Consider the following 13,644-nt stretch of genomic DNA (forward strand, 5'->3'; position numbering starts at 1 on the left):
CCCCCACCGGCCCGCAGCTGCATCACGGCACTTCCCAGCGGAGCCCCTACACCGTGGCCGAAGGAACCGGCCGGTCGGCAGGCTGCTCAGGTGCCACCGGCCCCCCGTGCGAGATCCTCGGCAGCCACGAGAGGTGGCGCGGCGTGCGCCAGTTGCGCTCGCCGAGGAGCGTCATCAGGGACGGCAGGAGCACCATCCGCACGACCGTCGCGTCCAGCAGGACCGCCACCCCGAGGCCGACACCCATCTGCTGCATGTCCTGCATGGACAGGGTGCCGAAGACCGCGAAGACCGCCACCATGATCACGGCCGCGCCCGTCACCGCGCCCGCGGTCCGCGTGATGCCCTCGCGGATCGCCGCGCGGTTGTCCAGACCCCGTTCCCGCGCCTCACTGATCCGCGAGACCACGAACACGTGGTAGTCCATCGAGAGGCCGAAGAGGACCACGAGGACGAACAGCGGCATCCAGTTCTCGATCGCGCCCACCTGCTCGGAGCCGATCACCTCCGCGCCCCAGCCGTGCTGGAACACCGCGGTCATCACGCCGTAGGCGGCGCCCACCGACAGCAGGTTGAGGCCGATGGACGTCACCGCGATGACCACCGAACGGAAGCTGAAGAGCATCAGCAGGAACGTCACCGCCGCGATGAAGGCGAACACCGGCACGATGCCCTTGCTGAGCTGGTCGCCGAAGTCCTCGGACTCGGCGAGGTCGCCGCCGACGTACGCGTCCGCGTCCAGGCCGTCGAAGGCGGCGGGGACCACGTCGTCCCGCAGCTCGCCCAGCGCCTCCTTGGACTTCGCGTCGCTGCCGTCACCGGGCAGCGGTACGTCGATCTCGGCCACGCCCGCGCTCTTGTGGACGGTGAGTTCGGCGCCCTTGCCCGCGTCCCGCACCACCGCTGCCAGCGCGTCCCGCACCTCCTTCGACCCGATGTCACCCGCCTGGTCGGCCTTGACGACGATCCGGGCCGGCGCGGGGCCACCCGGGAACTCCTGGGTGATCTCCCGGAAGGAGACCGAGAGCGGTGCGTCCGAACCGAACTGCTTCTCCAGGCCCAGCTGTTCGGTCTTCATGCCGAGCGCGGGAGCCGCGAGGGCGAGGAGCAGGACCGCCGAGCCGATGGCGAAGAACTTCGGCTTGGCCAGGACCGGCCGCAGCAGCTTGCCCGCGATGCCTCCGCTGCCGTGCGCGCCCTTCTTGCTCCCGCGGTTCAGGAACGGGATGCGCCCCGCGTTGATCCGGTCCCCGAGCGCGGAGAGCAGCGCGGGAAGCACCGTCACCGAGCCCAGCATCGCCACGCACACGACCAGGATCGTGGCGACCGCGAAGCCCTTGAAGAGCAGAAGTCCGGAGAGGAACATGCCGGCCATCGCGACCATCACCGTCAGGCCCGAGACAAGCACGGCCCGCCCGCTGGTGGCCGCGGCGATCCGCAGCGCGGTCTCGGCGTCACGTCCCGCCGCGCGCTCGTCCCGCTCGCGCCGCAGGTAGAACAGGCAGTAGTCGACGCCGACGGCGAGCCCCATCAGGAACATCACCGAGTACGTCGTCTCGAACAGGTGCAACTGGTGGCTGGCGAGCGAGAGCAGGCCGAAGGCCGCCACGCACGCGGTCAGCGCGAGCCCGACCGGAAGCAGCGCGGCGACCACCGCGCCGAAGGCGACCAGGAGAATGCCGAGCGCCAGCGGCACCGCGGTGAACTCGGCCCTGGTGAGGTCGTCCGCGAGCAGGTCACCGAGGTGCTTCTCGGAGCTGGCGTCGCCGAACTGGTAGACGGAGACGCCCTTTTGCTCGCCGTCGTCCTTGGCCTGCTGCACCGCGTCGAGCACGGGCTGCACGCGGTCGGCGGCTTCATCGGACGCGCCCTTCATCTCGAAGCGGAGCAGCGCGTCCTTGCCGTCCTCGGAGGGCAGCGGCTCCTGCATCCCGCGGATCTCGCCGGTCGCGGTCAGCGCCTCGGAGAGGTCACTCGCCGCGCCCCGCCAGCCGTCCGCGGTCTTCGAACTGACCATGACCAGCTCGCCCGCGGGTTCCTCGACACCCGCGTCATCGAGGATCGCCGCGGCCCGGCCCGAGTCGCCGACCCCCATCTCGTCGTCGGACGCGGTGACCATGCCCGAGGCCCCGCCGATGGTCGTGGCGAGCACGACGAAGAGCAGCCAGCCGAGAATGGCCGTCTTGCGGTGGTGCGCGCTCCACACCCCGAGTCGTGCCGCGAGGTTTGGCCTCATGGCGTTTCGCCCCCATAAGTAAGCAGTGGATAAGCCGTTGCTGACGAGGACAACGCTAGAAATCCGGGACCCTCCCACCCAGCCGCCGAAGCCCCCACTGCCCGAAGCACAGGGCGAGGTCCGAGGGTGTCGTCAGGTACACCCCATGGCCGGGTGCCGGACCCAATGACCGGCGCCCTGCCCGGCGGCGAGAATGTGTTCATGCCACTGGAAGAGATGGGGATCAAAAAATGACGAGGGTCCGTGAATCCGTGATCGCGGGAGCCCGTGGGCTCTACCTGGCGGTCGTCACGCTCGCCGGTTCGATCACTCTCTTCGTGCTGTCGGTCCTCTCGATCGCCTTCATCCTGCTCGGCGTCGGCGTCTTCACGACGCCGGTGATCCTGACCGGCGTACGCAAGTGGGCCGACCTGCGCCGCGCCCAGGCCGGCGCCTGGTCGAACGTGCGCATCCCGTCGCCCTACCGCCCCTTCCCCGCGGACCTGCGCGGGGGCATCACCGGGCAGGTGGAGCGCACCTCGCTGCTCCTCAAGGACCCGGCGACCTGGCGTGACCTGCAGTGGCTCCTCGTCGACATGACCGCGGGCTGCGTCACGGCGATCTTCGCGCCCGCGCTGCTGCTCTACATGCTGTACGGCTACGTCCTCGCTCTCGGCGTCTGGGAGCCGATCTACGAGGCGGGCGGCGGCGAGTGGTACGGCTTCATCCACGTCACCTCGCAGGGTGACGCCAACATGGCGGCCCTGCTCGGCACCGCGCTCGGCATCACCGGCGTCTTCGCCAACCCCGCCATCGTGCGCGGCCACTTCCTCCTGACCCGGGCGCTGCTGGCGCCCACCACCTCCATGCGGGAGCGTGAACTGGCCCAGCGCGTCGACCGGTTGACCGAGACCCGGCACGACGCCGTGGACACCTCCGCCGCCGAACTGCGCCGCATCGAGCGGGACCTGCACGACGGGGCGCAGGCCCGCCTGGTCGCGATGGGCATGGACCTCGGCACCATCGAGGCGATGATCGAGAAGGACCCGGCGAAGGCCAAGGAAATGATCGCCAAGGCCCGGCAGAACTCCGGCGAGGCCCTGACCGAGCTGCGTGACCTGGTCCGCGGCATCCACCCGCCGGTGCTCGCCGAGCGTGGCCTCAGTGACGCGGTGAAGGCCCTCGCGCTGCGGCTGCCGGTGCGGACGGAGGTGGACGTGGAGCTGTTCGGCCGCGCCGAGGAGCCGGTGGAGTCGGCGGCGTACTTCGCGGTGAGCGAGGCGCTGACCAACGCCATCAAGCACTCGGGGGCGGACCGCATCTGGGTGGACGTCCACCACGCGCAGGGCATGCTGCGGGTGGCGGTCACCGACAACGGCAAGGGCGGGGCGTCCATCGGCACGGGGTCGGGACTGAGCGGGATCGAACGCCGACTCGGTACATTCGACGGCGTACTGGCCGTCAGCAGTCCCGCGGGCGGCCCGACCATGGTGACCATGGAGATCCCTTGCGAGTTGTCCTAGCCGAAGATCTGTTCCTGCTGCGTGACGGCCTGGTGCGGATGCTGGAGGCATTCGACTTCGAGATCGCCGCCGCGGTCGAGACCGGGCCCGAACTCACCAAGGCCCTGGCCGAGTTGGAGCCGGACGTCGCAGTCGTGGACGTCCGGCTTCCGCCGTCCCACACGGACGAGGGACTGCAGTGCGCGCTCGCCGCGCGGAAGGCACGGCCGGGGCTGCCGGTGCTCGTGCTCTCCCAGCACGTGGAGCAGCTGTACGCGCGCGAGTTGCTCGCCGACGGGAACGGCGGGGTCGGCTATCTCCTCAAGGACCGGGTCTTCGACGCCGACCAGTTCATCGACGCCGTACGCCGGGTCGCGTCGGGCGGCACCGCGATGGACCCGCAGGTGATCCAGCAGCTCCTGTCGCGACGGTCGGCGGACCAGCCGCTCGGCAAGCTGACGCCGCGCGAGCGTGAGGTGCTCGAACTCATGGCGCAGGGACGGTCGAACGCGGCGATCGCCGCGGAGCTCGTCGTGACGGAACGGGCGATCGCCAAACACACGTCCAACATCTTCGGAAAGCTGGACCTTTCGGTGTCGGACGACGACAACCGGCGGGTTCTCGCCGTACTCGCCTATCTGGATCAAGGGCGCTGAGCGGAACACCGAAGATCGCCCGCGAGATTGCGGGGGGAATTCCGCGCATGATTGAACGGGGCCGACTCCTGTTGCGTACGTAGTCCCATGGGACGCACACCACGACGCACATCACGAAAACGATCAAAACTCGCCGGGCGCGCGATCGCCGCCTCGGCTGCGCTCATCCTGGGCGGCGGCGGAATGGTCGCGGTGAATGTCTACGCGAACGCCGGCGAGAGCAATGGCTCGCCGTCCGCCTCCACCCGGTCCGGCGAGCAGGGCGGCGGTCCGGGGGTGGGGATGGCGACCATCAGCTGCCCGGACGTGGGCACCCAGCTCTCGGACGTACCGGACGGGGCTCGCGAGGACGTGGACCGGCGGCTCGCGGAGCTGGACACCCAGATCACCGCCGCGTACGAGAAGTTCGCCGACGCCGCGAACACCGAGCAGGCCGAGGCCGTGCTCGAGCCCCTCGAGGAGCAGCGGCGGCCGACCATCGAAGGCATCGGGTCCTCGATCGACCAGGCGGGCGGGCAGCCGCCGCAGGGGATCGACGGGATGGCGCCGTGCACCATGCGGGCGGACGACTCGGCGGGGCAACAGCCGCCGCAGGACGGGGGCGACGGGCAGGAACAGCCACCGCAGGACGGCGGCGACGGTCAGGAGCAGCCCCCCGGTGACGGCGGCGACCAGGAGCAGCCGCCCGGTCAGCAGAACGGCAACGGCCCCGAGGCCGCCGACTTCGTCGACATCAACTCCGTACAGCCCAACGTCAACCGCCCCGACAAACGACGCGGCGCCTCGCGCGGCACCTTCACCACGAAATGCGGGACGAACGAGAACGGCAAGTTCAATCCGGACAATGTCATCGCTGCGCCCGGCGTGAGCAATGGCGCCCACCACATGCACGATTACGTCGGCAATCAGGCCACGGATGCTTTCTCCGGTGACGACGATCTCGCGAACGGCGACACCACCTGCCGCAACCAAGGGGACAAGTCCACCTATTACTGGCCGGTCCTGAGGCTGCAGAACGGGCAGGACGAGAACGACGCCGACGCGGACGGCGGCGGAAAGGACCAGAACGTCGGCCAGATCCAGACCCCGACCTCGGTCACGCTGAAATTCGCCGGGAATCCGACGGGCAAGGTCGTCGCGATGCCGCGCTTCCTGCGCATCATCACCGGTGACGCCAAATCGCTGACCAATGGAGACGCGAACGCCAACGCGTCGTGGAGCTGCACCGGGTTCGAGGACCGGCAGCTGAAGGACAAGTACCCGATCTGCCCCGAGGGCAGCCAGGTCGTCCGGACGTTCAACTTCCAGAGCTGCTGGGACGGCCAGAACACCGACAGCGCCAACCACCGCACGCACGTGGCCTTCGCCGACGCGGAGACCGGCGCGTGCCCGCAGGGCTTCAAGGCCATCCCGCAGCTGGTGCAGCGCATCGTGTACGACGTGCCGCCGGGGCCGGGATTCGCCGTCGACTCGTTCCCCGAGCAGTTGCACAAGCCGATCACCGATCACGGTGACTTCATCAACGTCTTCGACGAGAGGCTGATGAACCGCATGGCCAAGTGCATCAACAGCGGTCAGCGCTGCAAGTGACCCGCCGCGGGCGGTACTGAGCCGAGCGGCTCGGCTCAGTACCGCAAGCTGACCCCCGTACCTCCACGCCCCCCACGCCCCCCCACGCCCCCACTCCCCCATACCGCTGCGCGGTCAGTTCGTGTCGTGACCGGAGTGGCCCGAGTGCCCCGGGCCTCCGTCCTCGTGATCCCCACCACCGCTACTCCCCGAGTGGTGCGAGGACTTCTCCACGGTCCCGCCGAGCCGGCCGCGCAGCCGCATGACCACTTTCTCGTCGCCGACCGCGATCCACTTCTTGCCGACGAGGTACGTACCGCCGTAATCGGTCGCCTCGTCGAACCATTCGGCCTGGCCACGGGCATTTGTAAAGGTTACTAGGACGTAGCGGCGGGCACCTTTGTCACAGGTGGCCTGCCGCAGTTCGGCCGCGTCCGTCTGGATGTCGGGCTTGCAGCGCGCCTTGGCCGCCAGCTGCTCCAGGCTGCCGCTCGCCGTGTCCGGTGGCGCGTCGTCGCCGTCAGAGCCGCACGCCACGAGCACCATCAGCAGTCCCGCACCCATCCCCGCAGCCATGCCCGACCGCATGCGCCGACGCATGCCCCCACTCGCGCCCGCAAGCGCCTTCCGCGCTGCCTTCATCGCCCCACCAGTCCCTTCAGGCGAGGTGAACTCGCCATGTCCGTATGCACCGTTGAGCGCAGGGCGCCGCACGGATACCGTGCGCCGCACCATTCGACCCAGGGGGTACACATGACCGATCCGTCCCGACGTTCCGTGCTCGGCACCGCCGGGGCCATCGGCCTCGGTGCCGCCGTCGGCGGGGTGGCGGTTCCGTCCCACGCCGCCGAGGGGCCCGTCCGGGACCCCGCTGTCGCCCTCGATACGGATTCCGCGCGCTCAGCACTCAACAGACTCCTGCCGCATCACGCGGAACAGTTCCGTCTCAGACTCGTCCCCGCGAAGGGCGGCACGGACCGTTTCCGGGTTTCGGGCGCCACGGGGCGCATCGATGTGTCCGGTACGACGCCGGCCGTGCTGCTCACCGGGGTCCACTGGTATCTGAAGTACGTCTGCGGGGCCCATGTCAGCTGGAACGGCAGCCAGTTGGACCTGCCGCGCACGCTGCCCGCGCCGGCCCGCCCCCTGGAGCGGTCCACCGGGCTCGCGCATCGGTTCGCCCTGAACGACACGAACGACGGGTACACCGCGCCCCACGCCGACTGGGCGTACTGGGAGCGGATGATCGACATCCTCGCCCTGCACGGCTGCAACGAGGTCCTGGTGATCGCGGGGGCGGAGGCCGTCTACCACCGGGTTCTCCAGGACTTCGGCTACAGCGACGCGGAGGCGCGCGCCTGGCTGCCGGCGCCTTCGCACCAGGCGTGGTGGCTGCTGCAGAACCTGTCCGGGTACGGGGGGCCGCTGTCCCCCGCCGTCATCGCGGACCGGGCCGAGCTGGGCCGCAGAATCGTGGACCGGCTGCGCTCCCTGGGCATGGCGCCGGTGCTCCCCGGCTACTACGGGCACGTCCCTGACGGGTTCGTGGCGCGCAACGGCGGGGACGCACGGGTCATACCCCAGGGCATCTGGCACGGGTTCCGGCGACCGGACTGGCTCGACCCGAGGACCTCGTCCTTCGCGAAGGTCGCCGCTTCCTTCTACCGGCACCAGGTGCAGCTCTTCGGGGCCGCCGAGAACTTCAAGATGGACCTCCTGCACGAGGGCGGCACCCCGGGGGACGTCCCCGTGCCGGACGCGGCACGCGGTGTGGAGGCGGCCCTGCGCAAGGCCCGCCCGGGCGCGACCTGGGTGATCCTCGGCTGGGAGGCCAATCCGCTGCCCGAGCTGCTCGACGCGATCGACCGGCGCCGGATGCTGATCGTGGACGGGGTCTCCGACCGGTTCACGAGCGTCACCGACCGCGAGAAGGACTGGGGCGGCACGCCGTACGCGTTCGGGACCATCCCGAACTTCGGGGGCCGCACGACGATCGGGGCCCGCGCCCACATCTGGAACGAGAAGTTCTTCGCCTGGCGCGACAAGGGCGGCAGCGCGCTCGTGGGCACGGCGTTCATGCCGGAGGCCACGGACCGGGACCCGGCCGCCTTCGAGCTCTTCTCCGAACTTGCCTGGTCCGAGGAGAAGCTCGACCTGAAAGCCTGGTTCGACGGTTACGCGGGCTTCCGCTACGGCGGCCACGACTCCGACGCCCGGCGCGCGTGGCGGGCCCTGCACGACACCGCCTACCGGCACACCGCCGTCGAGCGCAGCGACCCGCACGACTCGCTGTTCGCGGCCCGCCCCGACCTGGCGGCGAACCGCGCCGCCGAGTACGCGCCACGCGCGCTGACCTACGACCCGGGCCGCTTCGACGCGGCGTTCGCCGGGCTCCTCGGGGTCCGCGGCGGGCTGCGGGGCAGTGCCGCCTACCGGTACGACCTGGTGGACGTGGCCCGCCAGGCGCTCGCGCACCGGAGCCGGCAGTTGCTGCCGCAGCTGCGGTCCGCGTACGGGCGCGAGGACGCGGACACCTTCCGCGGGCTGTCGACGCTGTGGTTACGGCTGATGCGGCTCTCGGACGAGCTGACGGCCACCAACTCGGCTTTCCTGCTTGGGCCTTGGGTCGAGTCGGCGCGCAGGATGGGCACGACCGGGGCGGAGCGGGCGGAGTTCGAACGGACCGCCAAGGTGCTGATCACGGTGTGGGGCGACCGGGCGACGTCCGACGGCGGGAAGCTGCACGAGTACGGGAACCGTGAATGGTCCGGGCTCATGGCCGACTTCTACGTGCCCCGCTGGCAGAAGTGGCTCGATGAGCTGGCCGACGCGTTGGCCGCCGGGCGTGAACCGCGGGCGGTGGACTGGTTCGCGGTGGAGGAGCCGTGGACCCGGGAGCGCAAGGACTACCCCCTGCGGGCGACCGGCGACCCGTACCGGACCGCTTCACGGGTGCGGGACGTGCTGGCGCGGGCGCCCTACCAGGGGTCCCTGGAGGTCGTCGCCGATCCGCCGTCGCTGCCGCCCGGCGGCCGCGCGCGGGTCGAGGCGGTCTTCCGCAACGTCAACGGATTGCGGGCCACCGGCCGTGTCGACTTCCGGCTGACGGGGATCGACGCGGAGCCCTCCGGCCCGGTTTCACTGCCCCGGGTCGCTCCCGCCGGCACGGGCAAGGTGGCGTGGCGGGTGAGCGCGCCGGGAACGCCGCTCGACCGCCCGCTGCGTCCGCTTCCGTACGAGATCGCCGTGCGGTACGGCCCCGCGGGCGAGCGGAGGGTGCGGGCGGTCCACGAAGGTGTGCTGTTCGAGGCGGGCCCGGTGGGGGCGGGCTGGAAGAAGTACACCAACAACGCCGCGGTCTTCGGTGAGCTTGACGGCCGGTACGCGATCAACGGCGGGGGCGCGGACCTGTGGAAGGGCACGACGGAGTTCGGCACGCTGTACCGCGAGGGGGCGCTGCGCGACGGCGTCTCGGTGACGGTCCGGGTCGACGCCCAGGCGGTGACGGGGCCGTGGGCCAGGGCGGGCCTGATCGCACGCAACGAGATGGGGGTGGCGGGGTCCCGGGGCTTCGTCGACCTCGCGGTCACGCCGTCGAACGGGGTGGTCCTGTCGTACGACACGAACGGCGACGGAACCCTGGACACGTACAAGCGCATCACGGGCATCAAGGCGCCGGTGCTGTTGCGCCTGGCGCGGGCGGGCGACGTGGTGACGGGCTCGTGCTCGACGGACGGCGGGACCACGTGGCGGACGGTGGCGAGTGTGCCGGTGCCGGGAGCCGCGGCGGCGCAGGACGTGGGGCTGTTCATGAGCGCGACCAACGGCGGCGACGGGGCGCGGGGGACGGTGGAGTTCAGCGGGTGGCGGGTCGACTAAGGGGCGACTGAAAGCCGACTGAGGCAGGTGGCCCGGGTCGCCGAGGGGGTGCGGAACAAATCCCTCCCGGCGGCCCGGCACCCCGTGCAAGGGTGTGGCCATGGATATTGCGTGGGAGCAGCGGGTGGCCGAGGCGTGGGCCTCGGTCGAGGAGTACGACGACCGGGGCGAGGAGTTCCGGAAGATCATCGACGCCTTGGTCGAGGAGCTGCCGGAGAACAGCCCCGTCGCCCCCTTCGAAAGAGCCTGCGCCTTCGACTCCACCGGCCACTCGGACCGCGCCGTTCCCTTGTACCGGGAGGCCCTGGAGAAGGGGCTCGACGGTTACCGGCGACGCCGTACCGTCATCCAACTCAGCAGCTCTCTGCGGAACATCGGCCGACCCGAGGAGGGCGTCGCGCTCCTCGAAGCCGAACTCGACGCGCCGAGCGACGAGTTGGATGACGCCGTGCGCGCCACCCTCGCCCTCTGCCTCGCCAGTCTGGGGCGCGAACGGGAAGGCCTGGCGCTGGTGCTCGGCGCCCTCGCGCCCCACCTGCCGCGCTACCAGCGGTCAATGGGCAACTATGCTCGAATGCTCACGGAGAGGTGACCATCCGACGATTCGCTCGTTTTGCTGAACGTGTCGTCGAATGTGAAGTCCCCCTCCCCGCCCCAGGATCTCTCCGCCGTCGTCGATGTCGAGCAGGCCGAGGCCGCCCTCGTCGAGCACTACCCGCGCCTGGTGCGGCTCGCCTATCTGGTCCTGCCGCCCAGCCTCGGGCGCAACCGCCGGGTCCTGACCGCCCACGCCCTGACCCAGCGCGCGCTGCCCCGCAGCCGCAGGCCGGCCGACGCCGAGGTCATCCCGGAACAGCGCTCGGGGGACGGACGCAACGGCGACCCCGGGTACGCGTACATGCGGCTGCGGATCGTCGGCACCGCGCTCGACGCGGGGCTCCCGCTGCGGCGCAAGGCCTGGCCCAAGCGCTCGCAGTTGCCGCCGCTGCTGCCGCAGGTCTGGGGCCTGCGGCTCTTCCCGCGGTCGGGCGGCGCCGACGAACTCGCCCTGGACCAGCGCCTCTCGGCGCTCTCCGGCCCCGCTCGGGCCGCGTACGTGCTGCGTGGCCTCGAGCGCCTCCCCGACGCCGACGTACGCAAGGTGCTCGCCGCCGCCGGAGTCGACGAGCCGGCCGCGGCGCTCGCCGAGGCCGACGGCGTGGACGCGGCGTACGAACTGCTCAGGTCACCCGAGTTCGACCCCTGCTCACTGCAGGCGCGACCGACGGACCTGATGCGCCGCAGGCAGCACATGAAGGCCGCGGGTGTCGCGCTGGCCGCCGCCCTGGTCTGCGGCGCGCTGCTCGGCCTTCCGGGCGACGGCTGGGGTCCCGACGGGGCCGCCGCGCCCGCGTACGCGCAGAACCCGGCGGGCCAGGCCGCCCTGGACCCCGGGCAGTTGACGAAGGTCGCGGCCAGTACGTGGAAGAAGTCCGCGCGCGCCGACTTCTCCGTGTGGCCCGCCAGGGGCGCGCTCGTCGACGACCACGCCCTGCTGCGGCGGGCCCTGGCCGTCTGGGCACGCCCCGGAGAATCGGTGCAGGTCTCGGCCACGCCCGGCACCGCCGCCGGCGCCCCTCCCGGCCCCGCCCAGCTGCTCTTCGCCGGCGAGGTCGACGCGGCCCGGGTCGTGCTCCTCTACGACGGACTGCGCATCGTGCGGTACGCCGAGCCCAAGGACGGCACCGCCGGAGCCGCGCTCGACTTCGCACGCGTGGACGGCGCGACGAGCGCCGAGGCCGGCGCCCTGGTGGTGAGCCGCGTCGACGGCAACGTCCGCTATCTGACCGCGCCGTGGGTGGGCGGTGTCGCCGTACGCGACCTGCTGAAGCCGCAGGCGAACGCCGACGCCCTGAAGCGGGACGGCGAGGGTGTCACGGAGCCGTTCGCCAGTCCGGCGCAGGCCCGCGCGTGCACCTCCTGGAACGCCCTGCAGTTGCGGGACGACGCCGGGGTGAATCGACTCTCCTCCGACCTCGGCGAGCTCGTCCCCGCCCATCTCACCGCGGGCCGCCCGCAGGCCCCGCGCGAGGCAACGGCCGCGAACTGGTCGTCGGCCGCCTGCTCCCTCGCCGATGCCCGCTCGAACGGCGTGCGCTCGGTCAACTCCTGGCAGTACGCACGCCAGGCGCTGCCCGAGGCGAACGGCGCCGCGGCCTGGCTCTGCACCCGCGCGGACACCTGGCGGGGCGACGGGGGCCGGGCCCTCGCGCAGTTCCAGGCGGCGGGCGCGGCCGCGGTCGCCGCGAAGGCGGAGGACTCCGCGGCGTGCGGGGCCCGACAGCCTTCGGTGCTCGCGGGAGTGCGGTGGAAGTCCCAGGGCGGGAACTGGTATCTGCTGGGGGCCGGCAGCAGGGACGTCGTCTCGGTCCAGGCGTCCGGCGGGTCCCGGACCCCCGGAAACACCGTGGCCGCGCCCGTGAAGCGGGGCGTACGCGCCGGACTCACCGGGCGGCTCGCGGACGGCTCGAAGGTGTCGACGCTGCGTTGACGTCTCAGGCGTCGGACGGGAGCAGGTCTCGCAGATCCTTCTCCAGGAGCAGCACGCCGTACGTGCTCCCGTCCGCCGCCACCTTCCCCGGCAGCTCCCCCACGACCGCGTAGCCCGCCGCCTCGTAGTACTCCCGCAGCCGCGGGTTGGACGACACGCAGTCCAGGCGGCAGCGGTCCCGGCCGGCCTCGGCTATCCGCCGTACCGCGCGTGACAGCATTGCGCGGCCCGTGCCCGCCGGGGCGCCGCGCCGTGTCATCAGGCGGTGCACGTAGCCCGCGACGGGCGGCTGTTCCCCCCAGGCGGGCTCGTCCGCCCACCACACCTCGTACGCACCGGTGACCATCGCGCCGTCGTACGCGAGCCAGACCTCGTCCGACGCGATGCGCCCGCGAAAGTGCTCCGCGCCCTTCTCGCCCGGCTTCCACTGGTCGATCCCCCGGGCCCGCATCCAGTGCGCGGCGCCGTCGTAGAGGGCGACGAGGGTGGGGATGTCGTTCTCGTCGGCCAGGCGGTGGGTCAACTGCTCTGCTCCTGAGGGACAAGGCCGATCAGCCTGGTGATCAACGCGGCGAACGGTCCGTCCGGCGGCTCCTCGGCGAGGATGCGGCGCAGGATCGCGGCCATCTCCTCGTCGTACGCGGCGCTCACGGCGGCGAGCGCGGCGAAGTCGTGCACCAGTTGCAGCTCGAGCTCGGCGCGCGGGATGCGGCGGCCGTCGAGCCAGATGAGCGCCGTGGACTCGGCGAGCGAGATCCAGGAGCGGATCACGAGTTCGAGCCTGGCGGGCGGGTCCGTGACGCCCAGGTGCGCGAGGATCTGGACGTACGCCGCCTGCCGCACCGAGTCGATGAGCGCGTTGGTGGTGGACGAGCCGACGGCGGGACCGCCGCGCATCAGTGCGGAGAAGCCGGGGCCGTGGCCGTCCACGAAGTCCAGGAAGCGGCCCATCACCCGCAGCAGGCGCGCACCGAGGGGGCCTTCCATCGGCTCCACGAAGCGGTCGGCGAGGTCGTCGGCCGCCCGCTGCAACGCCGCCTCGTACAGGCTGAGTTTGCCCGGGAAGTAGTGGTAGACCAGCGGGCGCGAGATGCCCGCGGCCGCCGCTATCTCGTCGATGGACACGTCGTCGGGCGAGCGGTGGCTGAACAGGTCGAGCGCGACCCCGATCAACTGCTGCCGCCGCTCCTCGACACCCATCCTGCGGCGCACCCCGGTAGTCATGCGAACACCTTACCGAGCAGATCAAGCCGTCCAAGGGGCTGGTCCGTCCCCACCGTTCACATCTGGCGT

The 13,644-nt window shown here is 71.4% G+C and carries 10 protein-coding genes; 6 read left to right on the top strand and 4 right to left on the bottom strand.

Going from position 1 to position 13,644, the window contains the following annotated elements:
* Positions 1–46 precede the first annotated feature (46 nt).
* Positions 47–2,236 (bottom strand): MMPL family transporter, encoded by a 2,190-nt coding sequence (locus ACWGIH_RS24720; protein WP_453451412.1) that lies wholly within the window; start codon positions 2,234–2,236, stop codon positions 47–49.
* 230 nt (positions 2,237–2,466) lie between these two features.
* Between ACWGIH_RS24720 and ACWGIH_RS24725 the strand changes: the two genes are divergently transcribed.
* From ACWGIH_RS24725 to ACWGIH_RS24735, 3 genes are all read left to right on the top strand, one after another.
* Positions 2,467–3,738, top strand: coding sequence for a sensor histidine kinase (locus tag ACWGIH_RS24725; RefSeq protein WP_453451410.1), 1,272 nt, complete (start codon positions 2,467–2,469; stop codon positions 3,736–3,738).
* Positions 3,723–4,373, top strand: a complete 651-nt coding sequence (locus ACWGIH_RS24730) for a response regulator transcription factor (protein WP_365822959.1) — start codon at positions 3,723–3,725, stop codon at positions 4,371–4,373. The genes ACWGIH_RS24725 and ACWGIH_RS24730 overlap by 16 nt, the downstream gene beginning before the upstream one ends.
* Before the next feature lie 87 nt (positions 4,374–4,460).
* The gene (locus ACWGIH_RS24735; protein WP_453451409.1) at positions 4,461–5,963 is read left to right on the top strand and encodes a DUF1996 domain-containing protein; all 1,503 of its coding nucleotides are present in this window, start codon (positions 4,461–4,463) and stop codon (positions 5,961–5,963) included.
* A gap of 114 nt (positions 5,964–6,077) precedes the next feature.
* Here ACWGIH_RS24735 and ACWGIH_RS24740 read toward each other — a convergent pair whose 3' ends face one another.
* The gene (locus tag ACWGIH_RS24740) at positions 6,078–6,518 is read right to left on the bottom strand and encodes a hypothetical protein (RefSeq protein ID WP_453451408.1); all 441 of its coding nucleotides are present in this window, start codon (positions 6,516–6,518) and stop codon (positions 6,078–6,080) included.
* Between the two features lie 177 nt (positions 6,519–6,695).
* Here ACWGIH_RS24740 and ACWGIH_RS24745 point away from each other — a divergent pair, with 177 nt between their 5' ends.
* The 3 genes from ACWGIH_RS24745 (at position 6,696) to ACWGIH_RS24755 (ending at position 12,351) form a co-directional block, all read left to right on the top strand.
* Positions 6,696–9,821: an alpha-N-acetylglucosaminidase gene (locus ACWGIH_RS24745; RefSeq protein ID WP_453451407.1), complete on the top strand. Its 3,126-nt coding sequence runs from the start codon at positions 6,696–6,698 to the stop codon at positions 9,819–9,821.
* Positions 9,822–9,921: 100 nt separating this feature from the next.
* Positions 9,922–10,413 (top strand): tetratricopeptide repeat protein, encoded by a 492-nt coding sequence (locus tag ACWGIH_RS24750; RefSeq protein WP_453451406.1) that lies wholly within the window; start codon positions 9,922–9,924, stop codon positions 10,411–10,413.
* Between the two features lie 21 nt (positions 10,414–10,434).
* Positions 10,435–12,351: a hypothetical protein gene (locus ACWGIH_RS24755; RefSeq protein WP_453451405.1), complete on the top strand. Its 1,917-nt coding sequence runs from the start codon at positions 10,435–10,437 to the stop codon at positions 12,349–12,351.
* A gap of 4 nt (positions 12,352–12,355) precedes the next feature.
* Here ACWGIH_RS24755 and ACWGIH_RS24760 read toward each other — a convergent pair whose 3' ends face one another.
* Both ACWGIH_RS24760 and ACWGIH_RS24765 read right to left on the bottom strand, forming a co-directional pair.
* On the bottom strand, positions 12,356–12,874 hold the full coding sequence (locus ACWGIH_RS24760) for an N-acetyltransferase family protein (RefSeq protein ID WP_453451404.1): 519 nt from the start codon (positions 12,872–12,874) through the stop codon (positions 12,356–12,358).
* Positions 12,871–13,575, bottom strand: coding sequence for a TetR/AcrR family transcriptional regulator (locus tag ACWGIH_RS24765; protein WP_453451403.1), 705 nt, complete (start codon positions 13,573–13,575; stop codon positions 12,871–12,873). Before ACWGIH_RS24765 ends, ACWGIH_RS24760 begins: the two co-directional genes overlap by 4 nt.
* Positions 13,576–13,644 lie beyond the last annotated feature (69 nt).

It is taken from the genome of Streptomyces sp. NPDC054872, assembly GCF_053610705.1.

Coding starts and splice junctions, on each gene's coding strand:
- ACWGIH_RS24720 (WP_453451412.1), bottom strand. CDS start 2,236: ATGAGGCCAAACCTCGCGGCACGACTCGGGGTGTGGAGCGCGCACCAC.
- ACWGIH_RS24725 (WP_453451410.1), top strand. CDS start 2,467: ATGACGAGGGTCCGTGAATCCGTGATCGCGGGAGCCCGTGGGCTCTAC.
- ACWGIH_RS24735 (WP_453451409.1), top strand. CDS start 4,461: ATGGGACGCACACCACGACGCACATCACGAAAACGATCAAAACTCGCC.
- ACWGIH_RS24740 (WP_453451408.1), bottom strand. CDS start 6,518: ATGGCTGCGGGGATGGGTGCGGGACTGCTGATGGTGCTCGTGGCGTGC.
- ACWGIH_RS24745 (WP_453451407.1), top strand. CDS start 6,696: ATGACCGATCCGTCCCGACGTTCCGTGCTCGGCACCGCCGGGGCCATC.
- ACWGIH_RS24750 (WP_453451406.1), top strand. CDS start 9,922: ATGGATATTGCGTGGGAGCAGCGGGTGGCCGAGGCGTGGGCCTCGGTC.
- ACWGIH_RS24765 (WP_453451403.1), bottom strand. CDS start 13,575: ATGACTACCGGGGTGCGCCGCAGGATGGGTGTCGAGGAGCGGCGGCAG.